The following is a 26,904-nucleotide window of genomic DNA, read 5'->3' as shown; positions in this document are numbered from 1 at the left end:
TCGGCGAAAGCTCAGGGGGCGGCCAGCGTAGCGGGTGGCGCAGCGCTTCGCCACGGGAGTCTCGCGCTCCCGTGGCTCGGGCCTCAGACCGCCTTGCGGCGGTTGGAGGGCAGCAGGATGGTGAGGATGCCCAGCAGCGGCATGTAGGAGCACAGCTGGTAGACGTATTCGATGCCGCGATGGTCTGCCAGATTGCCCAGGCCGGCGGCGGCGATGGCGCTGAAGCCGAACATCAGGCCAAAGAAGATTCCGGCGATCATGCCGACGTTGCCCGGCACCAGTTCCTGGGCGTAGACCACGATGGCCGAAAAGGCCGAAGCCAGGATGAAGCCAATGATGACGCTGAGCACACTGGTCCAGAACAGATCGACGTAGGGCAGGGCGAGGGTGAAGGGCGACGCACCCAGGATCGAGAACCAGATGACGGCCTTGCGACCGATGCGATCGCCGATGGGGCCACCTAAGAAGGTCCCCGCCGCGACTGCACCCAGGAAGAGAAAGAGGTGCAGCTGGGAGCTGGCCACCGAGAGACCGAATCTTTCGATCAGGTAGAAGGTGAAGTAGCTGGTGATGCTGGCCATGTAGATGTACTTGGAGAACACCAGCAAGGCCAGCACGATCAAGGCGAAGGTCACTCGCCCGCGCGACAGGCCGTGGCTGACCGCGGCCGCTTTACGACCCTTGACGCTGCGCAGGTGATTGCGATACCAGTGCGATAGCCCGTATTGCACGCCGATGGCGAACAGCGCGAAGAGCGCGAACCAGGCGACGTGGGTCTGGCCGTAGGGGATGACGATGGCTGCGGCCAGCAGCGGGCCGATGGCCGTGCCGGCGTTGCCGCCGACCTGGAAGGTGGATTGCGCCAGACCGAAGCGACCGCCCGACGCCAGGCGAGCCACTCGCGAAGTTTCGGGATGGAAGGTCGAGGAGCCGACACCGATCAGCGCCGACGCAGCCAGGATTGCCGGAAAGCTGCCGACAAAGGCGAGCAGCAGTACGCCAATCAGAGTGCAGACCATGCCAGCCGGCAGCAGATAGGGTTTAGGATGGCGGTCGGTGTGGAAACCGATCCAGGGTTGCAGGAGGGAGGCAGTGATCTGGAAGGCCAGGGTGATCAGACCGATCTGGGTAAACGTCAGACCATAGCTGTCCTTGAGCATCGGATAGATCGATGGCAGTACGGACTGGATCAGGTCGTTGATCAGATGGGCAAGGGCACAGGAGGCCAAGATTCCTGCTACCAGCGGCGAAGCGCCTGCGGCAACGGCGGTTGGAGTTTCGCCAGCGGTGGCTGGCGTGGCAGGGGAAACGGCCATGCAGGTATTACCCTTATTATTTATGTCCAGCCGCTCACTGTGGCATCCTGTGGCATCGGAATCCAGTGCCAGTTACCGGATGTTTCCGGCAACCGACCCCTTATCATCTGGGCTATTGACCTAGATTGGGATCGATCGCACCTTCCACTCTTTCACGCTTTTTGTAATGGCAAATCCCATGACAGCCAAAGATCCACTGCTCCTCGATCAGCAATTGTGCTTCTCCCTGTATTCGGCTTCACTGGCGATGACGCAGCTCTACAAGCCCCTGCTGGAGAGCATGGGCCTGACCTTTCCACAATATCTGATCATGCTGGTGCTCTGGGAGCACGACGGCCTCACCCTCAAGGAGCTGTCCAACCGTCTGCGACAGGATTTCGGCGCCCTGACCCCGGTGGTCAAGCGTCTCGAGGCGGGCGGACTGGTCACGCGCCGACGCAGTGCGGAAGACGAGCGCAATCTGTCGATCGAACTGACGCCGGCAGGTCGCACGCTGCGGGAGCAGGCCAATGGCGTAAACGGCCGGGTTCGGGAAGTGTGCGCTCTGGGCGACGCCGGATTGGATGACTTGCGCGAGACGCTGGTAATGCTGCGCAATCGTCTGGACGAGGAAGGCAATCCGACTTCCTGAACCAACCGGGGACGCACGGTTCCCATGGCTACAGCCGCCGGGGAATTCGCATGACCTTCACCTACCAGCCCGATCAAGATTACCTGCTCGTGGACCTCACCAGCGGTCGCACTGCGGGCAAGTTGCTGCAGGGTGAGCTGCACATCGCCAAGAGCTGCCAGGAAGAGGATCCCCGGACCTATGCGCAGCTGCTCGACGAAACGCTGCGCAGCACCCTGGGTGACGAGGTCGGCCAACGCGAGGGGGATATCCTTACCCTGCGTCGTACCGGTATCAAACTGCGCCTGGTCCCTCTGGAAATCGCCTGTGACTAGGCGGCGCTACGGCCAAGGAGCGTCCTGAACAACCAGGCGACCAGCGCCACGTTGATCAGCGCGAGCAGGCAGAGCAATCCCAGCACTGCCTGCGGACCCTGGTGCTCCAGCACATAACCGCAAAGCAGGGGCGTGGCCGCCTGGCCCAAGAGCGCCGGGCGCGCCATGCGTCCCAGGACCGTGGCGTATTCGGCTGGACTCCACAGCGCCAGGGGCAGGGCGCCACGAATGATCGCCCTGAGGCCATTGCCCGCGCCAAAGATCACCAGACCCACCACCGTCACCCAGACGAGGCTCGGCCCCAGGGTCACCAGCAGCAGACCGACTGCCGTGCAGATCACCGAGGCGAGGGCCGTCCACAGGGGGTGGCCATTGCGATTGAGCAGGTCGATGATCCGCGAGGCCACCTGGCTCGGCCCCAGGCAGGCGCTCAGGGCCACCGCGCTCGCCAGGCTGTAGCCAAGGCCTTGCAGCAGGGTGATCAGCTGGATGGAAATGGCCGTCATCAGCACGGCGCCCAGGGTGAAGAGCGCCGTGAGCACGGTATAGAGCAGACGGTTTACCGGTACCTCCGGTGCCACCTGGCTTGGCCGTGGTGCCTGGGCGGCGAGGGCTGGCGCGGGCAGGGCGCGCCGGTACAGCGGCCAGATCGTCAGCAAGAGAACGGCCGCATAGGCCAGGCAGGCACCGCGCCAGCCAAGGTGACTGACCATGAAGGCCGCGATGGGCCAGGTGATGGCGGTACAGAAGCCGGATACCAGGGTGATGCCGCTGATCGCCGAGCGAGCCTGGGCGCCGTAGCAGGTACCCAGGGTGGCGAACAGTGCATCGTAGAGACCGGCGGCCATGCCGATGCCCATCACCACCCAGGCCAGCAGGAACACCGGCAGATGTTGGGCGCAGGCCATCAGCGTCAGCCCGGCGGCGACGCCCAGTCCGCTCAGCGACAGCAGCGTGCGGCCACCCTGGCGGGCGATCAGGCGTCCGCAAGCGGGTGCCAGCAACCCGGACACCAGGACCCCGAGCGAGAGACCCCCATAGACCCATTGGCGAGACCAGCCGGTCTCCTGAACCACTGGATCGGCGAGCACGGCCAGAATGAAGAAGGAACCACCCCAGACGAGGATCTGAGCGACGCCGAGCAGCAGGATGTGGGACGTGGAGGCCTTGGCGGAAACGACGGACATGGCGGACTGCACCGACCGGAAAGGAGGATGCGGACCTTAGCGGCGACCCTTCTTCACCGCAATCGTCTGATTTGTTTTTTGGCGCCAGTATTTTGCAATCAATCCGACATCTCCCTTGCCTAGACTGCTGACTCGAACGTCTTTTTGCAGTGACCTTCCATGCGCCGTATCCTCGCTCCATTTCGTCGTCTGTCGCGTCGTTCCTGGCTGAGAGCCTTAAAGACCGGTCCGCGGATGCTGTGTTCCTTTACCTTCGCCGCCGTCCTGCTCGCCGGGCTGGGCAGCTTTTCGCTATGGGAAATGCAGCAGCTGCGTCGTCAGGCCCTGAGCATGGAACAGGACTGGTTGCCAAGCATCGCCATCGCCGACTCCCTGGCGATCAACCTCGGCAAGTTGCGCAACCAGGCCTCGGTGGTCCTGCTCAACGCCGAAGACCCGGGCGCCGTGGCCATGAGCCGAGTGACCCTGGAGCAGCTGGTCAACGAGACCGACCAACTGTTCCGCGACTATGAGCCGGTCATCACCGATGCGACCGAGCGGGATTCGGTCAAAGCCCTGCACGAGGCCTACCTGCCTTTCGTGGAAGGACTGCGCGAGGAGGTGCGTTTGATCGAGCAGCAGCAGCTTCCGGCCGCGCGGATGCAGCTGGATACCGTGGTTGGCCTCAAGGGCGATCTGATGGACATGCAGGTGCAGCTCCTGCGCGAATTGAACAAGCAGGGCGCCGCCCAGGCCAAGGAGGTGGCCAATGCCCAGTTCCTCCAGGCCCGCGCCATCGTCTGGTCGGTCATTGGCGGCGCCATTCTCCTCTTGCTGCTGCTGGCCTGGCGGCTGACCCGGAGCGTGGTGCAACCGCTGCGGCAGGCACTGGATATCTCCGCCGGCATCGCCGCGGGTGACCTGCGGCAGCAGATCCAGCCACAAGGACGCGACGAGGCGGCCATGCTGCTGCTGGCACTGGAGCGCATGCAAGGCAATCTGCGCGAGGTGCTGGCCCATACCGGCAATGCCTCCGAGCAGTTGGCCTCGGCCTCGACCCAGATGAGCGCGGTAATGGATGAGAGCAGCCGCAACCTGGAGCAGCAGACGACCGATATCCAGCACGCGGCGGATGCGGTCAATCTGCTCAACCAGGCGGTGCAGTCGGTGTGTGAGCACGCCACATCCACCTCCGCCGAATCGCGGCGCTGCGTCGATCAGGCCAAGCAGGGGCAGACGCAGGTGCAGCAGACCCTGGTCGCCATCACTCAATTGGTGGGTAACGTGGATGAAGCCGCTACCCACGCCGATCACCTGGCCGAGCAGTCCAAGGGTATAAGCAAGATGCTCGACGTCATCCGCAACGTCGCGGAGCAGACCAACCTGCTGGCGCTCAATGCCGCCATCGAGGCCGCCCGTGCGGGTGATGCCGGGCGGGGCTTCGCCGTGGTGGCCGACGAGGTGCGTGGCTTGGCGCGGCGTACCGGCGAGTCCACCCGGGAGATCGAGGGCCTGATCGACGGTGTGCAGCAGGTCAGCGAGAAGACCGTGGTCGCCCTCGACCAGAGCCGGATCCAGGCCAGCCACACCCGCGAGCAGGCGCAGGCGACCTGGCAGGTGCTGGAGGGCATCACCCAGGCCATCACCGCCATTGGCCAGCGCAACGACGCCATCGCCGCGGCCACCGAAGAGCAGACCGCCACCACCGCGGCGGTCGATCGCAATCTGACGCTGATCCGCGACGCGGCGACCCAGACGTCCGCCGGCGCTCAGCAGACCAGCGCCAGCAGCCAGCAACTTTCCGCCCTGGCTGCCGATCTGCACACTGCCTTGCAGCGTTTCGTGGTCTAGGTTCTGTACGAAACGTCGCCGAGCGCAGGTACTTCTCGTACTGAGCCTAGGGCGAGCCTGAATTCAGGCCGCCAGCATCACCCGGTCGCGGCCTTCCTGCTTGCCACGGTAGAGCGCCTGGTCGGCACGCTCCAGGGCGCTGGCGAAGGCTTCGCAGTCGCGGATCTCGCACACGGCCAGGGTCGCCGTAACGCGCGCGGGACCGCGCTCCAGGGACTGGGTCACCTCGCTCAGTCGCTGGCGGATCCGCTCCGCCACGCCCCAGGCCACCTCGCTCTGGGCCTTGGGCAGCAGTACCAGGAATTCCTCGCCACCCCAGCGCGCGGCCAGATCCGACTGGCGAGCCTCACGGCGGATGACGTCGGCGATGCGTTGCAGCACCAGGTCGCCACAGTCGTGGCCGAAGCGATCGTTGATGTGCTTGAAGTGATCGACGTCGAAGAGGATGAGGCTGCCACTCACGCCGCTGCGCTTCTCGGCCTGGTCGAGAATGCGCCGCCGGTTGTAGAGGTTGGTGAGGCTGTCGTGGCTGGCGGAATGCAGCAGGTCCAATTGCATCTTGGTGCTGTGATGAAAGGAGGCACCGGTGCCGTAGAGCAGCAACAACAGGGCACTGATGATGTTGAGGGTGCCGAACAGCTTCATCGTCAGCGGGGCGAGGGTCGCCGGTGTGTGCAGCAGATAGCCACCCGCCAGGGTCACCAGAATGCCGATGACCAGCAGCAGATGCCGCAGAGGGGCGGTGCGGTAGTTGTAGATGACGATGGGCAGGATGCACAGCACGTAGTAATGAAAATTGCTGTCCCAGCCGAGTTGCCAGGTGGCGATCCAGGCGTGGGCGACGATCTCGCAGCTCATCGTCAGGCTGGCGATGCGATAGCGACGCTGTCGCAGGGCGATCAGGCAGCCCACATAGGCCGCTACGCTGATCACGTTGGTCCAGGCCATCAGCATCTGGTCGAGCAGGACGAAAATGACCAGTAACGCTACATGAATCACCATGGCCGCCTGGACCACGGGTTTGGCGACTTGCCAGAATTTGTCCAGGGAGTCGTTGAGAGCCTGGTTGCGATCGCGGTAGGAAAGAGCACTCATGAAGGGGTCACCATAAAGCAGTGCGCCAATAATAAACGCGCTAACAGTAAGCTTAATGGCAAACGGCCATTCTGGGTCATCCTTTAGCCGAATGGAGTATAGAAAGGATCAGGCGGAGGGTCGCGCCCGCTGGCGGCGCTCAAGGCAGGGTCCGGTTGGTTGAGATTGTCTGTCTTATCCGCCCAGACGCCTGCTGATGGCCTGGGCAGCGGCGTGGAGGCGGAGCGCGGCAGGACCTTCCGCCTCGGCCTTGAAGCCTGGTGCGGCCCCGACCACGGTCAGCACCCCAGCCAGCCGGCCACCGGCACCCAGCAAGGGCGCGGAGAGCGCGTTGACGCCGGCCATCAGCAGGCCGTGTACCGGTTGGATTAGGGTTTCCCGCAGCTGGCGTGCGGTTTCTTCCAGCGTCGCTGCAGCGGGCGCATCCGGTTGGCGCAGCTCCTCTTCACGCAACGCCGCGGTCTCGGCATCTGGCAGAAAGGTGTTGAACACCAGGCCGGTGGAGGAGCCCAGCAACGGCAGCACCGAACCGACCTGGGTCACCAGGGTGACGGCGCGCACCGCCTGCTCCACCAGCACCACGGTCGGCCCCTTGTTACCCCAGACCGCCAGAAAGCAGGTTTCGCCCACCTCATCGCGCAGCTCGGCCAGTACCGGCGCCGCCAGCTTCACCACATCCAGGCGACCCAAGGCCGCCAGACCGACGAAAAGCGCCGCCTGGCCAAGGCCGTAATGGTTGGTACGCGGATCCTGTTCGGCGAAACCACTGGCGATCAGGGCCTGCAGATAGCGGTGCACCTTGCTGGCGGGCATGTCCAGATGGCTGGCCAAGCGCGACAAGGAGGTAGCGGGTGCCAGCTCGGCGAGGGCCTTGAGGATGTCGGTACCGACCTCGGCTGCCTGCACCTTCTGCCGCCGTGGGGGGGCTTCTTCTGGGATGTTCGTCATCTGCTCGATCGCATGGGGAAAGGCAGCGTTATAGCTTGACGCTCCCCTAGGTTCAATTTACTTTTTGCGTAAACCGATTACGCATAATGGGTACTCAGTTGAACAGACAAGAACAAGCAGCAACGCCCGTGACCTATCAGTCCGGCTTCGGCAATCACTTCAGTACCGAAGCGCTGCCCGGTGCGCTGCCAATCGGGCAGAATTCGCCGCAAAGGGCTCCCTTCGGGCTCTATGCCGAGCAACTGTCCGGGACGGCCTTCACCGTGCCGCGCCACGAGGCGCGGCGCTCCTGGCTGTATCGACTCAGGCCGTCGGCCGCCCACGGCCGTTTTCAGCGCAGCGTCGCCCAGTTGACCGGCGCCGAGCTGGGTGGCCCAACGCCCAATCGCCTGCGCTGGAATCCCTTGCCGCTCCCGGAAGCCCCCACCGATTTCCTCGCCGGGCTGGAGCGGATCGTCGCCACTGCCGAGGGCGACCAGGCCGAGGGCGTCAGCCTCTATCGCTATGCCGCCAACGCCGGCATGACCGGGGTGTTCTACGACGCCGATGGCGAATTGCTGATCGTGCCCGAGTGGGGCCGTCTCGATCTGCTCACCGAGCTGGGGTTGCTGCGTATCGAACCCTTGGAGATCGCGGTGATCCCGCGCGGAATGAAATTCCGGGTGGAGCTGGTGGAGGGCGAAGCGGTCCGCGGTTATGTCTGCGAGAACCACGGTCGCTCCCTGCGCCTGCCGGAGTTGGGTCCCATCGGCAGCAACGGCCTGGCCAATCCGCGGGACTTCCAGGCGCCCGTGGCCCGCTTCGAGGAGCTCACGGCGCCGACCCGGTTGGTGCAGAAATTCCTCGGCGAGCTCTGGGAAACCGAGTTGGATCACTCGCCTTTGGACGTGGTCGCCTGGCATGGCAACCATGTGCCCTACAAATACGACCTACGCCGCTTCAATACCCTGGGCACGGTCAGTTTCGATCATCCGGATCCGTCCATCTTTACCGTGCTGACCGCGCCCGGCGCCATCGAGGGCATGGCCAACATCGATTTCGTGATCTTTCCGCCACGCTGGATGGTGGCGGAAAACACCTTCCGTCCGCCCTGGTTCCACCGCAACCTGATGAACGAATTCATGGGGCTGATCCAAGGCGCCTACGACGCCAAGGCCGATGGCTTCGCGCCGGGTGGCGCCTCCCTGCATGGCTGCATGAGCGCCCATGGGCCGGACCACGTCTCTACCCAGAACGCCATAGCCGCCGACCTGCAGCCGCACAAGATCGAGAACACCATGGCCTTCATGTTCGAGACCGGTCGCGTCCTGCGGCCGACCCGTCACGCGTTGGCGTCGCCGCTGCTGCAGCCTGACTACGACGCCTGCTGGGCAGGCCTCGCCAAGACCTTTGTCGCGCCCAACGCGGGAGAACCGGCATGACCCACGAATTGTACAGCTGGGTGGCCTCGGCCAACGGCCATCTGGATTTTTCCCTGCACAACCTGCCCCTGGGCGTATTCAGTCGTGGCGAGGAGACGCCCCGCGGGGGCGTGGCCGTGGGTGATTTCATCCTCGATCTCGGTTTCGCCCTCGAAGCCGGCCTGTTCCAGGGCGAGGCCCAGCGCGCCGCCGAGCTGGCCGGCCAGACGACACTGAATGCCTTCTTCGCCGCCGGCACGCAAGCGCGGGTCGCCCTACGCCAGGCCGTGCAGGCGCTGCTGCGCGCCGATCATCCGCAACGCGAGCACCTGCAGGAATTGGGCGAACACCTGCTGGTGCCCCAGGGTGCCTGCCGGATGTACCTGCCCGCGCGGGTCGGCGACTACACCGATTTCTATGTGGGTATTCACCACGCCACCCAGATCGGCCGACTGTTCCGCCCGGACAATCCGCTGCTGCCCAACTACAAGCACGTGCCCATCGCCTATCACGGTCGCGCCTCGACGCTCGGGGTTTCCGGCGAGGCCTTCAAGCGGCCCAAGGGCCAGACGCTGCCACCCGGGCAGGACGCACCGGTCTTCGGACCCTGCCGCCGGCTGGACTACGAACTGGAGCTGGGCATCTGGATCGGGCCGGGCAATGCCCAGGGCGAGCCCATCGCCATTGGCGACGCGGCAGCGCATATCGCTGGCTTCTGCCTGCTCAACGACTGGTCGGCGCGGGATATCCAGGCCTGGGAATACCAGCCGCTGGGGCCCTTTCTGTCGAAGAGTTTCGCCAGCACCCTGTCGCCCTGGGTGGTCACGGCGGAAGCCCTGGCACCCTATCGCCGGGCGCAACCGGCGCGGCCCGAGGGCGATCCCCAGCCGTTGCCCTATCTGTTCGACGAGCACGACCAAGCCGAGGGCGCCCTGGATATCGAGCTGGAGGTGCTGCTGCGTACGCCGCGCATGGAGGCGCAGGGGCTGCCCGCCCAGCGAATCGCCCTGAGCAACACCCTGAACATGTACTGGACGGTGGCGCAGATGGTGACCCATCACACGGTCAACGGCTGCGCCCTCAAGCCGGGCGACTTCTTTGGGTCGGGCACCCTGTCCGGTCCGGATGCCGACAGCTGCGGTAGCCTGCTGGAAATCACCCAGGGCGGCAAGCAGCCGCTACAGCTGCCCGGTGGTGAGACCCGTACCTTTCTCGAGGACGGCGACGAGGTCATCTTCAGGGCCCGCTGCGAGGCGCCTGGATTGCCCGGCATCGGCTTCGGCGAGTGCCGCGGACGGGTGCTGCCGGCAGGCTAGGGAAGGGCGGGCTTCGACGCGGTCAGCAGGATGGCTCCCGACCTGAGCGCCGTTGACAAGCCCGCCGGACACGCGCAGATTCCTTTCAACGTAACTGACTTACGCATAATAAGAAGCCGACCGGCGACAGCAGGACAGCCCTGATGGACCTCTATACCTACTACCGCTCGACTTCGTCCTACCGGGTGCGTCTTGCCCTGGCGCTGAAGGGGCTGGACTGGCGCGCCGTACCGGTCAATCTGCTGGACGGCGAGCAGCGCCAGCCGGCCTACCGGGCGCTCAACCCCCAGGGCCGGGTGCCCAGCCTGCGCCTCGACAGCGGTGAGGTACTGATCCAGTCACCCGCCATCCTCGAATACCTGGAAGAGCGCTATCCGGCGGTGCCGCTGTTGCCAGCCGAGCCACTGCTGCGTGCTCGTCATCGCGGCATCGCCGCGCTGATCGGCTGCGATATCCATCCGCTGCACAATGCCGCGGTGCTCAACCGCCTGCGCGGTCTGGGCCTGGACGAGCCGGCCATCCTCGACTGGATTTCGCACTGGATGGGTGAAGGTCTGGCCGCGGTGGAGGCGCAGGTCGGTGATAGCGGATTCTGTTTCGGCGAACGGGGGCTGGCGGACGTCTATCTGCTGCCTCAGCTCTATGCCGCGCGGCGTTTCCAGGTGGACCTGTCGGTCTACCCGCGCCTGCTGCGCGTGGAGGGCCTGGCCGCAGCTGACCCCGCCTTTCAACAAGCCCACCCCGCGCTGCAAGCGGATAGCCCGGAACGGGTGACCTCGTGAAGTTCCTCGGTTGCCAGCTCCTGCTCGGTGACTTCCTGGCCCGCAGCGTACGCGGGATTTCCTGCGCGCCACCCTTGACGACACGCTGACCCGCGTCATCGACAACGTCCGCACGTCACCCGTCAAGGAGCCAATCATGGCCGATCTGTTTGAAAATCCCATGGGCCTCATGGGCTTCGAGTTCATCGAATTCGCCTCGCCCACTCCCAATGTCATCGAGCCCGTGCTGGAGAGTCTCGGCTTCAGCCACGTCGCCAACCACCGATCCAAGGATGTGGTGCTGTTCCGCCAGGGCGACATCAACGCCATCGTCAATCGCGAGAAGACCGGCCATGCGGCCTATTTCGCCGTGGAGCACGGCCCGTCCGTGTGCGGCATGGCCTTTCGCTGCCGCGACTCCCACCACGCCTATGCCAAGGCGTTAGAGCTGGGCGCCCAGGCGGTGGACATGCCCACCGGGCCGATGGAATTGCGCCTGCCGGCGATCAAGGGCATCGGCGGCGCGCCCCTGTACCTCATCGATCGCTTCGAGGAGGGCAGCTCCATCTACGACATCGACTTCGTCTTTCTGGAGGGGGTGGAGCGCAAGCCCTTCGGCGCCGGGCTCAAGGTGATCGACCACCTGACCCATAACGTCTATCGCGGGCGCATGGCCTACTGGGCCGACTTCTACGAGCGACTGTTCAACTTCCGCGAGTTGCGCTACTTCGACATCAAGGGCGAATACACCGGCCTCACCTCCAAGGCCATGACCGCGCCGGATGGTCTGGTGCGTATCCCGCTCAACGAGGAATCCTCCCGCGGCGCCGGGCAGATCGAGGAATTCCTCATGCAGTTCAACGGCGAGGGCATCCAGCACGTGGCCTTTCTCACCGATGACCTGATCGCCACCTGGGATCGCCTCAAGGCCTATGGCACCCGCTTCATGACCGCGCCGCCGGAGACCTACTACGAGATGCTCGAAGGTCGCTTGCCGAATCATGGCGAGCCGGTGGACGCGCTGAAATCCCGCGGCATCCTGCTCGATGGCAGTGCCGAGGGCGGCGAGCGCCGGCTGTTGCTGCAGATCTTCTCCCAGACCCTGCTGGGTCCGGTGTTCTTCGAATTCATCCAGCGCAAGGGCGACACCGGTTTCGGCGAGGGCAACTTCAAGGCGCTGTTCGAATCCATCGAGCGCGACCAGGTGCGCCGCGGTGTGCTGAGCACCTCTGAGTAACGGCGCCCGGTCGCTTGGCGGCTTGCCCGGCGGCAGGCGCCGCCTCTAAGGTGACGGCGCGTCGCGAGGGCGCGCCCCAACTTCAGAGGTGGCCATGGAGCTGAGCCAGACCCTGGCGCAGGAAATCGTCGAACGCGCCATGCGTATCCTGCCCGGTAACGTCAATGTCATGGATGCATCCGGGCTGATCATCGGCTCGGGCGATCCGGCGCGGCTGTTCACCCGCCATGCTGGGGCGCGCCAGGTCATCGCCGAAGGCCGCGCGGTGGCGCTGGATGCCACCGCCGCCGCCCGGCTGGCGGGTGCCCAGCCCGGTATCAACCTGCCGCTGTATCGCCAGGGCGAGCTGGTCGGCGTTCTCGGCGTGACCGGGGCTGACGCCGAGCAGCTGCGCCTGCCCGCCGAACTCCTGCGCCTGACCGCGGAAATGCTGATCGAACAGGCGGCCGGACAGCCGCCGGCTACTACCCCCATGACCGCACCCTTGTTGCGTCAGTTGCTCGCACCCGGCGCGGCGCCCGAACTGGGTCGCCACGCCAATCTGCTCGGCCTGCAGCCGGCGCTGCCACGAGACGTGCTACTGCTGGAGTTCACCGCGCCAGCACCAGCTTTTGGCGACTGGGCGCAGCAACGGGTAACCCACAGTTGGTGCCTGCCACGGGAGGAAGGGCAATGGCTCTGGTATAGACCCGGGGCGGAGGCGCCAGAGGCGCTGCTGGAGGAACTGCCGGGGCAGGGCTGGTCATTGGGGCGCAGCGCCTGGATCCCCGCGCCGCGACCCTGGACCGGCCTGGCCGAGACGACCCAGCGGGCCGTGGATCTACTGGCGGTGGCCAGGCGACTGCGACCTGACCTTGTGCGGGTAGCGCTGGACGACTTGGCCTTGCCTACCTGGCTACAGGGGCAGGCTGAGTGCTCGCCCGCTACCTGGCTGCTGGAGCCGCTGCAGCGTCTGCGCCAGGCCGACCGGGATGGCCAGTTGCTGGCGACCCTGCGCAACTGGTTCGCCCAAGACGCCAGCCCCCAGGCCTGTGCCGAGGCGCTGGGGCTGCATCGCAACGGCCTGCGCCATCGACTCGACCGTATCCAGAGGCTGACCGGGCGGGATCCGCGGCGCTTCACCGAGGCTGCCGAACTCTATTGCGCCCTGCTGATGCTGGATCAGCACTGGGCAAGTTCACGATCTTGACCTGTCGATGTTGGGCAATTGTCCTGTTGTTGTGCTGAGCGATCCGCGAAACACTCGGCACATAACAAAGGAGAATCGCCCCCATGAAGATCGTCATCGCCCCTGATTCCTTCAAGGAAAGCCTGTCCGCCGCCGGGGTCGCCCGTGCCCTGGCCCGCGGCCTGCGCCACGCGCTACCGGAGGCCGAACTCATCGAATGCCCGCTGGGCGATGGCGGTGAGGGCACCCTGGACGCCGTGCTGGCCGCGACCGGTGGCGAGGTGCGCCAGACGCAGGTGACCGGTCCCCTCGGCGAGCCCGTGACCGCCCGCTGGGGTTGGCTGGCCGAGCAGCGCACCGCCTTCGTCGAGATGGCCAGCGCCAGCGGTCTGGAACTGGTGCCCAAGGCGCGTCGCGATGTGCGGGTGGCCACCTCGCGGGGGACCGGCGAGCTCCTGCACGCCGCACTGGACGCCGGCGCCGAGCGCCTGGTGCTGGCCATCGGCGGAAGCGCCACCAATGACGGCGGGGCAGGCCTGCTCCAGGCCCTGGGGGTCCGGCTGCTGGATCAGCAGGGCCAGGCGCTGGCGCCGGGCGGTGCGGCCCTGGCCAACCTGACTCGCCTCGACGTGAGCCAGCTGCATCCACGCCTGGCCGAGGTGGAGGTGGTCATCGCAGCCGACGTCGACAATCCCCTCTGCGGTCCCCAGGGCGCCAGCCACATCTTCGGACCGCAAAAGGGCGCCTCGCCCGATCAGGTGCTGGAGCTCGATGGCGCACTGGCGCATTTCGCCACGGTCACCGCCGCGACCCTGGGCCGCGATGTCCGCGAGCAACCCGGTGCCGGCGCTGCCGGAGGGGTGGGTTTCGCGGCGCTGGCCTTTCTCCAGGCGACCTTCCGCCCCGGCATCGAGGTGGTGGCGGAGTTGGTGGGTCTGGAGCACGCGCTGATGGGCGCCGACCTGGCGCTGACCGGGGAAGGGCGGCTGGACGGCCAGACCCTGAGAGGCAAGACCCCAGCGGGCGTGCTGCGCCTGGCCAGGCGTCACGGCGTGTCGGTGGTGGCGGTGGCCGGCTCCCTGGGCGAGGGGTACGACGCCCTCTATGAACAGGGCCTCACCGCCGCCTTCAGCCTGGTGCCGGGACCGCTCAGCCTGGAAGAAGCCTTGGCCCAGGCCGAGGTGCTGCTGGAACGCACCGCGCGCGATATAGGTCGCCTCTGGCGGACGGCGAAAGGCTGAAGCCAGAGCCTTCGATCATGGCTGGCAGGGTGGCGGGATTTGCCTCATGCTGGGCGTCCCGCTCTCGACCAATTACCGCAATGACCTCGTCCCTGATTCTGCGTAGCTGCCTGCTGTCCGCCGCGCTGTTGCTGCCGCTGTGTTCCGCCCAGGCGGCCATTCCCAGTCTCAAGCCGGCCAACACTTGCGTGCGCAGCGCCTTCGTGCTGCGCTGCCAGGACGGGCAGGGCGGCTGGTACGGGGTGGCTGTGCAGGGCAACGATACCCTGATGCGCGGCTACGATCCGGTCTCGGGCCTCTCCTGGTCCCAGACCAGCACCCGCCTGGGGCGGCTGCAGTTCTTCAGCGGCCTGACCAGCGACGGCAACCTCTGGCTGGGTCGTACCCGCCAGCTGGGCTGGAACGTCATCAGCCGCTTCTCCACCTCCCAGGGCGACCGTGCCCGCACCAGCTGCAATCGCGTGGCAGGGTGCGAGTGGCGTTAGCAGGAGGGCTGCGCTTGAGGGGCGCCCGTCACTTGCGTGTGTCCCGCTTGCGGCGTCATTGCCCACAGCCTGAGCGCTACCCGCTGGGAAATCCTGCGGCGGGTAATCCTGCCCGGCGTGCTGGGCCAGGTGCTGACCGGCGTGCGCCTGGCCATCGGCATCCTCTGGATCGTCCTGGTGCCCTGCGAGATGCTCGGCGTCAGCGCCGGTCTGGGCTGCTACATCCTCGACACCCGCGACCGCCTGGCCTATGGCGAGCTGATGGCCCTGGTGCTGCTGATCGGCCTGCCTGAACGTGCTGGCGCGGCAGCTGCACCAACGCTTCCTACCCGGGCGATAGCGGAAAGAATATGGTTAGAGTGAAAGATTATGGCGTCTAACCATTCGATCTATTCATAAAGAATCTGGGTCTTTGGAGTCGTCCGCCACCCTGGGGCAGCATGCCTAGCCGTTCGTACAAGCTGCCAACCAGGACAGGAGCCCTAATGGATCTCGAGCCACTCAGCCGACGCCGCTTCATTCGACAGCTAACCACCGTAACCGCCCTGGGTGCCCTGGGTACCAGCCTGTTCGGCTGCGACGACAAACCCGGTACCCAGGCCGGCGCACCGGCAGTGATCGGCCAGCGCTCGGATCAGGTGGTCCCGTTCCGCTACCCCGACAACCCTACCTTCGATCTGGTCTACGTCGCCGACTCCCTGGGCTACTTCGAGGGTACCCGGGCGCGTCCCCAATACGTCGGCAAGGTCGCCGCGCCGCAGATCATCCCGCTGGTCGGCACCGGTGAGCTGGACCTGGGCACGCGCATGGTGCCGCTGGTGATCTCCGCCATCGCCAGCGGCCTCGACCTCAAGGTGGTGGCCGCCGGGGGCAAGACGTTGCAGGAAGCGCCGCACATGAAGTACTTCGTGCGCGACGACTCGGGTATTCACACGCCCAAGGACCTCGAGGGCAAGACGGTGGGCTTCAACAGCTTCGGCGCCTGCGCCGAGTTCGTCACCAAGAAATACCTGCGCCAGCAGGGCGTGGACGTCGATCGCATCAAATGGGTGGTGGTCCCGGACGTCCAGGCCGAACAGACGCTCGCCACCGGCAACATCGATCTGGCGATCATCCATCCGCCCACCTCCGGCAGCGCCGAGCACAATCCCGCCTTGCGCAAGCTGTGGAGCGATTTCGACCTGGACGAGGGGTTGGGCGGCATGGCGCCCTACAGCGCCCATGGCCGCTTTCTGCGCGACCATCCCGAGGCTGCGCGGGACGTGGTCCAGGCGCTGGCCAAGGCGGCCAACTGGGTCAACGGGCATCCCGACGACGCCCGCAAGATCACCGCCGAGCGCCTGGGCATGAAGCTGGAACTGGTCGAGCGCTTCGCCTACGTCGACGATCTGGTTATCACCGAGCCGCCGATCCAGTACTACATCGACATCCTCGAACACGAAGGCAAGCTCAAGCCCGGCGCGGTGCAGGTCAAGGACGTCTACACCAATGCCTTCAATCCCTTTGTCCGGGGTACCGTCTGATGAGCGCCAAGATTGTCGCCCGGGGCCTGGCGCTGGCCTATGACGGCCGTAGCGAAAGCGGCGCCCAGGAGCGGGTACCGGTGTTGCAGGACTTCGACCTGGAGGTGCGCCAAGGCGAATTCCTGGCGGTGCTGGGGCCATCCGGCTGCGGCAAGTCCACCTTCCTCAACATTCTCGCCGGTTTGGCGCAGAAGAGCGCGGGTGAGCTGACCATCGACGGCCGACCGTTGCAAGGCATCAATCCGCATCAGGGCGTGGTATTCCAGGGCTATGCGCTGCTGCCGTGGCGCTCGGTGCTGGACAATATCGCCATCGGTCTGGAGATTCGCGGGGTGGGGCGTCGCGAGCGGCTCGCAACGGCGCGGGAGTATCTGGCGCTGGTAGGGCTGGAGGGGCAGGGCGCTCGCTATCCCCACGAACTCTCCGGCGGCATGCGCCAGCGGGTGGCCATCGCCCGCGCCCTGGCCTATGCGCCGGACGTGCTGTTGATGGACGAGCCCTTCGCCGCGCTGGACGCCCAGACCCGCGAGCATCTGCAGGACGAGCTGCTGCGCATCTGGGACGGGCAACGCAAGACCATCGTCTTCATCACCCACAGTCTCGACGAGGCGATCTTCCTCGCCGACCGGGTCGCGGTGATGACGCCCCGCCCGGGGCGGGTCCACCGCTTGCTCGACATCGACCTGCCGCGTCCGCGGGCGGCCGAGGTGCGCAACACCCCGGCCTTCGCGGCCTTGCGCCAACAGGCCTGGGAAGCCCTGCGCGGGGCGCCTGCACCCGTGCCGTCAGCGGCACCGCGACGCCAGGAGGTAGGCGCATGAAGCTGATACGCCATTCCCGTCGGCTGCTCGACGGCAGCCTCGGCATCCTGCTGTTCCTGGCGCTCTGGGAGTCCTTGCCGCGGCTGGGGCTGGTCAACCCCGGCTACCTGAGTCCACCCTCGGTGGTGCTGCAGAGCATCCTCGACCTGGCGCGCGATGGCAGCCTGGCGCAGCACCTCGGCGCCAGCCTGCTACGCTCGCTGGCCGGCCTGCTGCTGGCCATAGGCGCAGGGGTGCTCCTGGGCCTGCTGATGGGCTGGTTCATCCGCCTTGAACGGCTGCTCGATCCGCTGCTGCAGCTGTTCCGCCAGACCAGCGCCCTGGCGCTGTTCCCGGTGTTCATCCTGTTCCTAGGCATCGGCGAGGCCTCGAAGATCGCCATCATCTTCTGGGCGTCCTTCTGGCCGATCCTGCTGAGCACCATCAGCGGCGTGAAGCAGGTGGATGCGCTGCTGGTGAATTCGGCGCTGTCCATGGGGGCCAACCGGCGCTTCCTCTTTCTCAAGGTGGTGCTGCCGGCGGCGGCGCCGTCGATCTTCACCGGCATCCGCCTGGCCGGTGCCTATTCCATCACCGCGCTGGTGGCCGCCGAGATGATCGGCGCCCACTCGGGGCTGGGCTTTCTCACCCTCAACTCCCAGGAGGTGTTCCAGATCCCCAGCATGTACGCCGGCATCCTGCTGCTGGCGGTGGTGGGCCTGGCGCTCAATGCGGTGCTGGCCCTGCTGGAAGCACGGCTGCTGCGCTGGCGGCGTGGCTTGTCGGCGCGTGCTTGAGCCCGGCTCGATTTGCGCGGATCAACCCAGCGCCTGGGTCAGCAGCGCGAACTGATCCAGGCCATCGCGGGATACCGGCGCCTCGCCCCTGGCCATCTGCTCCACCTCGTCGACCTGTGGGATGCCCAGCTCGCTGAGCCAGGGATTGAGGCCGCTACGAGCCGTCACGTCGAAGCGCACATAGCGCCCTTCGGCGTGGCGCAGCAGGGCGAGGATCAGCGCCCTGGCCTGGTCGGCGGATTCGGCGATCACCGGACCGACCGACAACCCGCGACCGTAAGGACGCAACAAGGCGAAGCCGCGCAGCTCGCCGCCGCGTTCGAGGCCGGCGATGCGTTCGGCCTGTGGCAGCAGTTCCTGAAGCAAGGTGGTGCGGTCCAGGCCGGTAGCGGCCTGGGCGAGGCGCTGCAGCTGGGGAGCTGCGGCCAGCGTCAGCTCCTGAACCTGGCTTTCCAGCGGGTGGCGCTGGTCGTCCATGGCCGGCAGCGTCGCGACCTGGTGCTGATAGATACGCTCGTAGGAGACGAAGCCCTGGCTGCGATAGAGCGGGGCGCCGCGCAGGGTGGCGACCAGCAACGGCGTGCGGGTGCCGACCAGTCCGATCAGGCCGTCCATGAGGCGGCGACCGTGGCCCTGACCCTGATGGCTGTCGGCGACGATCACCAGGCCGATGGTGGCGTAATCGCCCTGGGGGACGCAGAAGCCGGTCCCGAAAACCCCCTGGTCGTCCTCCAGCGCCAGGCCTTCGCCGGTATGGAACAGGCATTGCCAGTCTTCCGGCCGATGAGGCCAGTGCAGCGCCTGGGACAGGCGGTAGGCGGTGGCGAGGTCGGTTTCGCGCAGGGGTCTCAGGGTGGCGTGGGACACGGCAGGGCTCCGGTTCGGGTCTGGCTGATGCAGACGTCAGCCTAGCAAGCCGCGACGGCAGATTCGGTTGCCGATGCCCGGGTGCAGCGGCGTGAGGCGTCGAAGGTCCGGGCCAGATCGGCAAAAGATGGCGGTCCGCCGGCCTAGCATGGGGCCAAGCCCACAGCCCTAGCGGAGCGCGCCATGGCCTCGTTCGACCCCAGAGAAGTTGCGGTTCGTTGTGCCCATTTCATCGGGGGGCGCACCTGCGACGCCCGCGCCGAGCTGGAGGTGTTCCGGCCCTCCGATGGCGGCTTCCAGAGCGGGCTGCCGTGCGCCTCGGCGGATCTGGTAGATGAGGTGGTGGAAGGCACCTGGCGCGCCTGGAAGGCCAGTGACTGGGCCAGCCGTCCGCCCCGGGAGCGGGCGCGGGTGATGCGCCGCTGGGCCGATCTGGTGGAGGCCGATGGCGCGGTGCTCGGTCCGCTGGAAGCCGTGGGGTCGACCCGTCCGCTGCGCGAGGTGCTGGCCTGGGACATCCCCTATGTGGCCGAGGGTATCCGCTTCTTCGCCGAATTCGCCGACAAGCACGGCGGCGAGGTGGCGGCCACCGCCACCAGTCACCTGGGCCTGCAGATCACCGAGCCCTATGGCGTGGTGGGCGCCATCGCCCCGTGGAATTTTCCGCTGAGCATGGCCGGCTGGAAGATCGCGCCGGCGCTCGCGGCCGGCAATGCGGTGGTGATCAAGCCGTCGGAGCTGACGCCCTTTTCCATCCTGCGCCTGGCCGAGCTGGCCACCCTAGCCGGGCTGCCCGCCGGCATCCTCAGCGTGGTTCAGGGCGATGGCCGGGTGACCGGCGATGCCCTGTGCCGGCATCCGCGCATCGGCAAGGTCACTTTCACCGGCTCCACGGGTACCGGCACCGCCATCATGACCGCCTGCGCCGAGAGCGGCCCCAAGCCGGTGACCCTGGAGCTGGGCGGCAAGAGTCCGCAGCTGGTGTTCGCCGATGCGCCGGATCTGGCACGGACCGCCCGCAGCGTGGCAGCGGCCATCACCGGCAATGCCGGCCAGGTCTGCGTGTCGGGCTCGCGGCTGCTGGTGCAGCGCGCCGCCCTGGAGCCGATGCTGGAAGGCATCCGCGCGGCCTTCGCCGACTTCCGTCCCGGGCCGACCTGGTCGGCAGCAGCGACGCTGTCGCCGATCATTTCCCAGCGCCAGGGGCAGCGTATCCAGGACATCGTCACCCGCAGCCAGGCGGCCGGCGCTGAGATCCTGGTTGGCGGTGCCTTGGAGGAGGGACTGGGCGGCGCCTACTATCAGCCGACGCTGATCACCGGGGTCGGCGCGGACAATCCCGCCGTGGGGGAAGAGATCTTCGGCCCGGTGCTGACCGTGCAGGTGTTCGACGACGAAGCCGAGGCCCTGGCCCTGGCCGATCACCCCACCTACGGCCTGGCCGCCGGGGTGCACACCGCCGACCTCGGCCGGGCGCTGCGCCTGACCCGCGCCCTGGAAGCCGGCACCGTCTGGGTCAATCGCTATGGCCGCAGCCACGACTGGATCATCCCCACCGGCGGCTACAAGCGTTCCGGCATCGGCAAGGATCTGGGTCGCGCCGCCTATGAGGCGACCTTGCGCAGCAAGAGTGTGCTGATCGATCTGGAGCATTCCTGATAAGGCCGCAAACAATGCTGGCTCCTACCGGTAAAACGGTTTTTTCTATCTCCCACGTCGCCTGAAAGCGGACAACTGTCAGGCCCACCGATGCTGTAATGCGTGCCAGGGACGCCAACGGCGTCCCGGCCTTTCACTCCCGACCCTCGTCAAAGGACCCTTGCCATGACCGCCTTTCGGCCCAAGTACATCACCTTCGACTGCTACGGCACCCTGACCCGTTTCCGCATGTCCGACATGGCCCGCGAGATGTTCGCCGACCGCATCCCGGCCGCGGCGATGGATCAGTTCTGCAAGGATTTCAACGGCTATCGCTTCGACGAGGTGCTTGGCGCCTGGAAGCCTTATTCGGAGGTGCTGTACGCGGCGGTGGAGCGCACCTGCAAGCGCTGGGGCATCTCCTTCACCGACGCCGAGGCCAATGCCTACTATGAGGCGGTGCCGAGCTGGGGCCCGCATCCCGATGTGACCGCGGGCCTGGCCAAGATCGCCGACAAGATCCCGCTGGTGATCTATTCCAACGCCGCCGACGAGCAGATCATGTCCAACGTCGACAAGCTGGGCGTGCCGTTCCATCGCGTCTTCACCGCCGAACAGGGCCAGGCCTACAAGCCGCGCCTGCAGGCCTTCGAATACATGCTGGACAACCTCGGCTGCGGTCCGGAAGACGTGCTGCACGTGTCGTCGAGCTTTCGCTACGACCTCATCCCGGCCGACTACATGAACATCCAGAACAAGGTGTTCGTGAATCGCGGCCACGAGCCGAGCACGCCGTTCTACCGCAACACCGAGATCAAAGACATCGGCGGCCTGGCCGCCGTGGTCGGTCTCGAATAACACTCTGAGCTGCCGGAGCGCCCGCCCATGAGTCTTGGCCCAGCATCGTCCGATTCCTACTGGCTGGCGACCGCGCCGGGCTTTACCGGGGCCACCCCGGGGCCGGTGGCGGGCGAGGTGGATGTCGTCGTCATCGGCGGCGGCTTTACCGGGCTCTCGGCGGCGGTGGCCCTACGCCGGCGCGGGGCCAGCGTGGCCGTGCTGGAGGCCGGTCGGGTGATCGGCGAAGCCTCCGGACGCAACGGCGGGCACTGCAACACCGGCGTCGCCCAGGACTACGCGGCCCTGCACGCCAGCCTGGGTGCCGAGCGCGCGCGGGCCTTCTACCAGGCCTATGCCGATGCGGTGGCCAGCGTGGAGGCGGTGATCGCCGAGGAGGGTATCGGCTGCGATTTCCATAAGGCCGGCAAGCTCAAGCTGGCGGCCAAGCCGCAGCACTATGACAACCTGGCACGTACCTGCGAGCTGATCCGCCGGGAGGTGGACCCGGACGTGGAGCTGCTCGACGCCGCCCAGGTGCGGATCGAGGTGGCCTCCGATGGTTTCCACGGTGGTCTGCTACAGCGCAATGGCGCCCAGATGCACATGGGGCGGTTCGGCGTGGGCCTGGCGGAGGCGGCGGTCCGGCGTGGCGCCCAGGTCTACGAAGGCGCAGCGGTCAGCGATCTGCAGCGGTTGCCCGATGGCAGCTTTCGCGTGGTCAGCGCCAAGGGCGAGCTGCGCGCCCGCCAGGTGCTGGTGGCGACGGGCAATGCCCGGGTCGGCCCCTTCCAGTGGTTTCGGCGGCGCATCGCCTCGGTGGGCAGCTTCATCATCGCCACCGCGCCGCTGCCCAAGGCGCAGCTGGACGAGCTGCTGCCCAACCGCCGCACCTATGTCACCAGCCGCATCATCGGCAACTATTTCCGCACCACCCCGGACCACCGGCTGATCTTTGGCGGTCGGGCGCGCTTCGCGCTGTCCGATCCACGGCAGGACGCCAAGAGCGGCGCCGTGTTGCGCGCCGCCCTGGGGCAGCTGTTTCCCAGCCTGGCCCAGACGCCCATCGACTATTGCTGGGGCGGGCTGGTGGACATGACCGCCGACCGCCTGCCCCGCGCCGGCGAGCAGGACGGCCTGTTCTATGCCATGGGCTACAGCGGTCACGGCGTGCAGATGGCGGTGCACATGGGCCGGGTTATGGCCGAGGTGCTGGAAGGACGCAGCCAGGCCAACCCCTGGCGGGTGCTGGACTGGCCGGCCATTCCCGGCCATTTCGGCAAGCCGTGGTTCCTGCCGCTGGTGGGGTTGTACTACCGGGTCCAGGATCGCCTGCACTAGGTTCTGTACGAAAAGTGCCTGCGCTCGGTGATGCTTCGTTGAAAAAGGCCTGGATCGCCAGCCCGGTCGGAATGCTCATTTACCGCTCGTAAACTCCGCTTCCTCAGCATTTTTCGCCTCGCCTGACCTTCGCTCGTCGACTTTTCGTACAGAACCTAGATCCTGATCAACGAACCGCCCGCCCGGACCCTGCCAACCGCAGCGTCAGGGCGGGCGGTTTTGTCGTTTCTGCAGGCCAACGGGCGGTTTGGCATTTTCCCCAGTGCCAGGCAGGTGGGCGGCGTGAAAGCTGCTGCGAGGGTCGGCGTTCGCATCTTGTACCTGGTCGGAAACGCCGCCCCGCTGGCCAGCGAGACGGCCGGCAGCGCGCCAAACCCGGGCATGGGCCGACCCGCTGCGCTGTGGCGACGCACACCGCAAACAATGCTGAGCGGCTTGGCCAAAACGGTCTTTTCTGTCTCGTCGCCTGCTCAATTCGACCGTATTCGACGAAGGGCCGGTGCTGTAATGAACCAGGCCGTGCGACACGGCGGCCACGAGGACAGTGCCGCAGGCCCGGGGAGGGGATCGCGGCGCTGGTGACAGCCCCCAACGAGCGAGCCGACATGACCGAGAAAAAGACTGGAAGTCCCCTGATAGGTGCTGCTGAAAGCGTGGGTGCCTTCGAGGCCCTGCAGCGGGGTGTGTCGCGGCGCGATGCGCTCCGCCTGCTCGGCGCCGCCGGGCTGCTGGCGACCGGCGTGGGCAGTCTGCTCGGCCGTGATGGTCAGGCCTTCGCCGCAGAAGATGCGGTCACCGGCACCCCGCGTCGCGGCGGTCGGGTGCGCGCCGCGGCGGCGGGTTCGTCCACCGCCGATACCCTCGACCCGGCCCGCGGCGCCTTTTCCGGTGACTACGCGCGCCACTATTTCTTCTACAACGGCCTGACCGTGTTCGACAGCCATCTGGAGCCGCAGATGGCCCTGGCCACCAGCTTCGACACCCAGGATGCCCTGACCTGGACGATCAAGCTGCGCCAGGGCGTGCAGTTCCATAACGGCAAGACCTTCGACAGCGCCGACGTCGTCTACTCGCTGCTGCGCCACAAGGACCCGGCGGTGGGCTCCAAGGTCAAGGCGCTGGCCGACCAGTTCGCCGAGATCACCGCGGTGTCATCCGACGAGGTGCGTATCCGCCTGGTGTCGCCGAATTCTGAGTTGCCCGCCGTACTGGCCATCTCGCCGTTCCTGATCATCGCCGATGGCACCAAGGACTTCTCCACCGCCAACGGCACCGGCCCCTTCAAGGTCAAGGAATTCAAGCCGGGGGTGCGCACCGTCGGCACGCGCAACGAAAACTACTGGAAGTCCGGCAAGCCCTATCTGGACGAGATCGAGCTGATCGGCATCGGCGACGAACCCTCGCGGGTCAATGCGCTGCTGGCCGGTGACGTCCAGCTGACCGTCTCGGTGGATCCGCGCTCCGCCGACCGCCTCAAGCAGAGCGGCAAACTCAAGATCGTGGCCAACACCTCGGGTGGCTACACCGATCTGATCATGCGCATCCCTAATCGGCCGTTCAACGATCCCAATGTTGTCGAGGGGATGAAGCTGCTGTTCGACCGCGAGCAGATCCTCAAGTCGGTGTTCTTGGGCTACGGCACCATCGGCAACGACCAGCCGATCATGCCCGGCACTCCCTATCACGCCGCGGACCTGCCGCAACGGCCCTATGATCCGGACAAGGCCAAGTTCCTCTTCCAGAAAGCCGGGATCGCCGGTGCGCGGATGCCGCTGGTGACCTCCACCGCCGCCGACAACGCCAACGAGATGGCCCTGGTGTTGCAGCAATCGGCACGCCAGGCCGGACTCAACCTGATGGTCAACCGGGTCAGTGCCGACGGCTACTGGGACAACCACTGGATGAAGGATCCGCTGGGCTTCGGCAATATCAACGCCCGACCCACCGCCAACATCCTGCTGTCGCAGTTCTTCAAGTCCGATGCACCCTGGAACGAATCGGGCTGGAAGAACGAGCAATTCGACCAGTTGCTGGTGGCTTCCCGTGGCGAGACCGACCTGGCTAAGCGCAAGCAGATGTACGCCGACATGCAGTTGCTGATCCACCAGCACGCCGGCATCGGCTTGCCGATCTTCACCAGTTCCATCGATGCCCATTCGCCCAAGCTTGGCGGCTACGGAATCATCCCTATCGGGGGCTTCATGGGCTACATGTTCGCCGAACACGTCTGGCTGGAGGCCTGACGCCCGGTGCCTGACGGCGAGTCGGTCCGCAGGGACAGGACTCGCCACTCCACGCTCAAGCAGGAGGTGGCTTTGGATCTTTCCGTGTTTTCCCTCATCGCCAGACGCCTCGGGGGCGGGTTGCTGACCCTGCTCATCGTCTCGTTGCTGGTGTTCTTCGTCTCGGCGCTGTTGCCGGGCGATGCCGCGCAGCAGGCCCTGGGCCAGTTCGCGCTGCCCGAGCAGGTCGCGGCGCTGCGCGCCCAGATGGGCCTCGACCAACCCGCGCTGCTGCGCTACTTCCACTGGCTGAGCGGCCTCCTGCACGGCGATCTCGGCCAGTCCCTGGCCAGCCAGATGCCCATCGCCACGATGATCGGTGACCGGCTGGGCGGCTCGCTGATGCTGGCCGGCGTCACCGCCCTGGTGTCGGTGCCCCTGGCGCTCGGCCTGGGAATCGCCTCGGCGATGAACGCCGGCGGGCGGCTGGACCGGGCGCTCAATGTCTTCACCCTGGGCATCGTCGCGGTACCGGAATTCCTGGTGGCGACCCTCGCGGTGCTGGTCTTCGCCGTGCACCTGCAGTGGACCTCGGCGCTGACCTTCGCCCACGACATCGCCGGCCCCCTGGACTTCCTGCGCGCCTATGCCTTGCCGGTGGGCACCCTTTGCTGCGTGATCGTGGCGCAGATGGCGCGCATGACTCGGGCGGCCCTGGTGGAGCAGCTGCAGAGTCCCTATGTGGAGATGGCCCGGCTCAAGGGCGTCGGTCCGGTGCGCGCCGTGCTGCGTCATGCCTTGCCCAACGCCGTGGGGCCCATCGCCAACTCCATCGCCCTAAGTCTTTCCTACCTGATGGGCGGGGTGGTGATCGTCGAGACCATCTTCAACTACCCGGGCATCGCCCAGCTGATGGTGGACGGCGTCGCCAGTCGCGACCTGCCGCTGATCCAGGCCTGCGCCATGCTGTTCTGCTGCGCCTACCTGGTGCTCATGACCCTGGCGGATCTCTGCGCCATCCTGTCCAATCCGAGGCTGAGAACGCTATGACCCGACCCGTGACTCCCGTACGTGCCGCGTCCGTCCTGCCGGTGGACGGCAAGACGCTCGACGCCCAGCTGTCGCCGCCGCGCACTCGTCGCCGCACGCGTTGGTCACTGACCGGACTGCTCGGTGGCATCCTGGTGGCCTTCTGGCTATTCCTCGCCGTGTTCGGCGCCTGGCTCGCGCCCTATGACCCAGGCGCCCTGGGCGACAGTGCGGTGCTGGCCGGCTACAGCGCCGTCCATCCGCTGGGCACCGATTACTTGGGCCGTGATGTGCTCAGCCGTATCCTCGACGGCGCCCGCTTCACCGTGGGCCTGGCGTTGATCGCGGCCGTGCTGGCCTGCGTGCTCGGCACCGGTCTCGGTCTGCTCGCGGCGCTGTCCGGGCGCTGGGTGGACGAGCCGCTGTCGCGAATGATCGATGCGCTGATCTCCCTGCCGAGCAAGATGCTGGCGCTGGTGATGGTCTCGGCTTTTGGCTCCTCGGTGCCCTTGCTGATCGTCATGGCGGTGGTGGGTTATGCCCCCGGCTGCTATCGGATCGCCCGCAGCCTGGCGATGAATCTCATCGAGCTGGAATACGTCCAGGTCGCCCGCACCCGTGGCGAAGGCCGGCTGTATATCGCCCTGCGCGAGATTCTGCCCAACATGCGCCTGCCGTTGCTCACCGACCTGGGCCTGAGATTCGTCTACATCGTGTTGCTGCTCAGTGGCATGAGCTTTCTTGGTCTTGGCGTGCAGCCGCCCAACGCCGACCTAGGCTCCCTGGTGCGGGAAAACATCGGCGGTCTGGCCGACGGCGCCCCGGCGGTGCTGATGCCGGCGCTGGCCATCGGCACCCTGACCGTGGGCGTCAACCTGCTCATCGACCGGTTCGGCGCGCGACGCCGGGGAGGGCGCTGAG

Annotated in this window: 24 protein-coding genes and 1 pseudogene; 20 read left to right on the top strand and 5 right to left on the bottom strand. The window is 66.5% G+C overall.

What is annotated here, in order from left to right; genetic code table 11:
• Positions 1-83: 83 nt before the first annotated feature.
• On the bottom strand, positions 84-1,316 hold the full coding sequence (locus LRS53_RS06365) for an MFS transporter (RefSeq protein WP_231355352.1): 1,233 nt from the start codon (positions 1,314-1,316) through the stop codon (positions 84-86).
• A gap of 178 nt (positions 1,317-1,494) precedes the next feature.
• Here LRS53_RS06365 and LRS53_RS06360 point away from each other — a divergent pair, with 178 nt between their 5' ends.
• Together LRS53_RS06360 and LRS53_RS06355 are read left to right on the top strand one after the other, a co-directional pair.
• Positions 1,495-1,947 (top strand): MarR family winged helix-turn-helix transcriptional regulator, encoded by a 453-nt coding sequence (locus LRS53_RS06360; RefSeq protein ID WP_231355351.1) that lies wholly within the window; start codon positions 1,495-1,497, stop codon positions 1,945-1,947.
• Between the two features lie 50 nt (positions 1,948-1,997).
• A complete protein-coding gene (locus LRS53_RS06355) occupies positions 1,998-2,261 on the top strand; it encodes a hypothetical protein (RefSeq protein ID WP_017639928.1) in 264 nt (87 codons plus the stop codon).
• On the opposite strand, the gene LRS53_RS06350 is transcribed toward LRS53_RS06355, so the two are convergent.
• Positions 2,258-3,448, bottom strand: a complete 1,191-nt coding sequence (locus LRS53_RS06350) for an MFS transporter (RefSeq protein WP_231355350.1) — start codon at positions 3,446-3,448, stop codon at positions 2,258-2,260. The two genes, LRS53_RS06355 and LRS53_RS06350, sit on opposite strands and share 4 nt — an antisense overlap.
• A gap of 159 nt (positions 3,449-3,607) precedes the next feature.
• Between LRS53_RS06350 and LRS53_RS06345 the strand changes: the two genes are divergently transcribed.
• Entirely contained in the window at positions 3,608-5,278 is a 1,671-nt protein-coding gene (locus LRS53_RS06345; protein WP_269216626.1) for a methyl-accepting chemotaxis protein, read from the top strand.
• Positions 5,279-5,341: 63 nt separating this feature from the next.
• On the opposite strand, the gene LRS53_RS06340 is transcribed toward LRS53_RS06345, so the two are convergent.
• A complete protein-coding gene (locus tag LRS53_RS06340) occupies positions 5,342-6,373 on the bottom strand; it encodes a GGDEF domain-containing protein (RefSeq protein ID WP_231355348.1) in 1,032 nt (343 codons plus the stop codon).
• A 174-nt stretch (positions 6,374-6,547) separates the two neighbouring features.
• Positions 6,548-7,321: an IclR family transcriptional regulator gene (locus LRS53_RS06335; protein WP_231355347.1), complete on the bottom strand. Its 774-nt coding sequence runs from the start codon at positions 7,319-7,321 to the stop codon at positions 6,548-6,550.
• Between the two features lie 86 nt (positions 7,322-7,407).
• On the opposite strand from LRS53_RS06335, the gene hmgA reads away from it, so the two are divergent.
• The 11 genes and pseudogenes from hmgA (at position 7,408) to LRS53_RS06280 (ending at position 18,049) form a co-directional block, all read left to right on the top strand.
• Positions 7,408-8,742: a homogentisate 1,2-dioxygenase gene (gene hmgA / locus LRS53_RS06330; RefSeq protein WP_231355346.1), complete on the top strand. Its 1,335-nt coding sequence runs from the start codon at positions 7,408-7,410 to the stop codon at positions 8,740-8,742.
• Positions 8,739-10,037, top strand: a complete 1,299-nt coding sequence (fahA, locus tag LRS53_RS06325; RefSeq protein ID WP_231355345.1) for a fumarylacetoacetase — start codon at positions 8,739-8,741, stop codon at positions 10,035-10,037. The genes hmgA and fahA overlap by 4 nt, the downstream gene beginning before the upstream one ends.
• A gap of 143 nt (positions 10,038-10,180) precedes the next feature.
• Positions 10,181-10,819 carry a maleylacetoacetate isomerase gene (maiA, locus tag LRS53_RS06320; protein ID WP_231355344.1) on the top strand — a complete coding sequence of 213 codons (639 nt, stop codon included), beginning with the start codon at positions 10,181-10,183 and terminating at the stop codon, positions 10,817-10,819.
• 136 nt (positions 10,820-10,955) lie between these two features.
• Positions 10,956-12,035, top strand: a complete 1,080-nt coding sequence (hppD, locus tag LRS53_RS06315; protein ID WP_017639920.1) for a 4-hydroxyphenylpyruvate dioxygenase — start codon at positions 10,956-10,958, stop codon at positions 12,033-12,035.
• Positions 12,036-12,129: 94 nt separating this feature from the next.
• Entirely contained in the window at positions 12,130-13,224 is a 1,095-nt protein-coding gene (locus LRS53_RS06310; protein ID WP_231355343.1) for a CdaR family transcriptional regulator, read from the top strand.
• 83 nt (positions 13,225-13,307) lie between these two features.
• Complete coding sequence (locus LRS53_RS06305) at positions 13,308-14,444, top strand: glycerate kinase (RefSeq protein WP_231355342.1); 1,137 nt, start codon at positions 13,308-13,310, stop codon at positions 14,442-14,444.
• A gap of 80 nt (positions 14,445-14,524) precedes the next feature.
• Positions 14,525-14,929, top strand: a complete 405-nt coding sequence (locus LRS53_RS06300) for a hypothetical protein (protein ID WP_231355341.1) — start codon at positions 14,525-14,527, stop codon at positions 14,927-14,929.
• A 57-nt stretch (positions 14,930-14,986) separates the two neighbouring features.
• A pseudogene (locus tag LRS53_RS06295) lies at positions 14,987-15,292 on the top strand (ABC transporter permease); the annotation flags it as partial.
• A gap of 122 nt (positions 15,293-15,414) precedes the next feature.
• On the top strand, positions 15,415-16,452 hold the full coding sequence (locus tag LRS53_RS06290; protein ID WP_231355340.1) for an ABC transporter substrate-binding protein: 1,038 nt from the start codon (positions 15,415-15,417) through the stop codon (positions 16,450-16,452).
• Positions 16,452-17,273 carry an ABC transporter ATP-binding protein gene (locus tag LRS53_RS06285; RefSeq protein WP_231355339.1) on the top strand — a complete coding sequence of 274 codons (822 nt, stop codon included), beginning with the start codon at positions 16,452-16,454 and terminating at the stop codon, positions 17,271-17,273. Before LRS53_RS06290 ends, LRS53_RS06285 begins: the two co-directional genes overlap by 1 nt.
• Positions 17,270-18,049, top strand: a complete 780-nt coding sequence (locus LRS53_RS06280; RefSeq protein ID WP_231355338.1) for an ABC transporter permease — start codon at positions 17,270-17,272, stop codon at positions 18,047-18,049. The genes LRS53_RS06285 and LRS53_RS06280 overlap by 4 nt, the downstream gene beginning before the upstream one ends.
• 21 nt (positions 18,050-18,070) lie before the next feature.
• Here the strand turns inward: LRS53_RS06280 and LRS53_RS06275 are convergent, their stop codons facing one another.
• Entirely contained in the window at positions 18,071-18,916 is an 846-nt protein-coding gene (locus LRS53_RS06275) for a GNAT family N-acetyltransferase (protein ID WP_231355337.1), read from the bottom strand.
• A 183-nt stretch (positions 18,917-19,099) separates the two neighbouring features.
• Between LRS53_RS06275 and LRS53_RS06270 the strand changes: the two genes are divergently transcribed.
• From LRS53_RS06270 to LRS53_RS06245, 6 genes are all read left to right on the top strand, one after another.
• Positions 19,100-20,575: an aldehyde dehydrogenase family protein gene (locus tag LRS53_RS06270; protein WP_231355336.1), complete on the top strand. Its 1,476-nt coding sequence runs from the start codon at positions 19,100-19,102 to the stop codon at positions 20,573-20,575.
• A 165-nt stretch (positions 20,576-20,740) separates the two neighbouring features.
• Entirely contained in the window at positions 20,741-21,412 is a 672-nt protein-coding gene (locus LRS53_RS06265) for a haloacid dehalogenase type II (protein WP_231355335.1), read from the top strand.
• Positions 21,413-21,439: 27 nt separating this feature from the next.
• A complete protein-coding gene (locus tag LRS53_RS06260) occupies positions 21,440-22,732 on the top strand; it encodes an NAD(P)/FAD-dependent oxidoreductase (protein ID WP_231355334.1) in 1,293 nt (430 codons plus the stop codon).
• Between the two features lie 605 nt (positions 22,733-23,337).
• Positions 23,338-24,975 carry an ABC transporter substrate-binding protein gene (locus LRS53_RS06255; RefSeq protein ID WP_231355333.1) on the top strand — a complete coding sequence of 546 codons (1,638 nt, stop codon included), beginning with the start codon at positions 23,338-23,340 and terminating at the stop codon, positions 24,973-24,975.
• Between the two features lie 72 nt (positions 24,976-25,047).
• Positions 25,048-26,004 carry an ABC transporter permease gene (locus tag LRS53_RS06250; protein WP_160922378.1) on the top strand — a complete coding sequence of 319 codons (957 nt, stop codon included), beginning with the start codon at positions 25,048-25,050 and terminating at the stop codon, positions 26,002-26,004.
• Positions 26,001-26,903, top strand: coding sequence for an ABC transporter permease (locus LRS53_RS06245; RefSeq protein ID WP_231355332.1), 903 nt, complete (start codon positions 26,001-26,003; stop codon positions 26,901-26,903). Before LRS53_RS06250 ends, LRS53_RS06245 begins: the two co-directional genes overlap by 4 nt.
• The last annotated feature ends 1 nt before the right edge of the window (position 26,904 follow it).

Origin of the sequence: Pseudomonas sp. PLB05, assembly GCF_021106615.1 — a bacterium.
Taxonomy (GTDB): domain Bacteria; phylum Pseudomonadota; class Gammaproteobacteria; order Pseudomonadales; family Pseudomonadaceae; genus Chryseomonas; species Chryseomonas benzopyrenica.
This window is presented reverse-complemented; position numbering and strand designations above follow the sequence as displayed.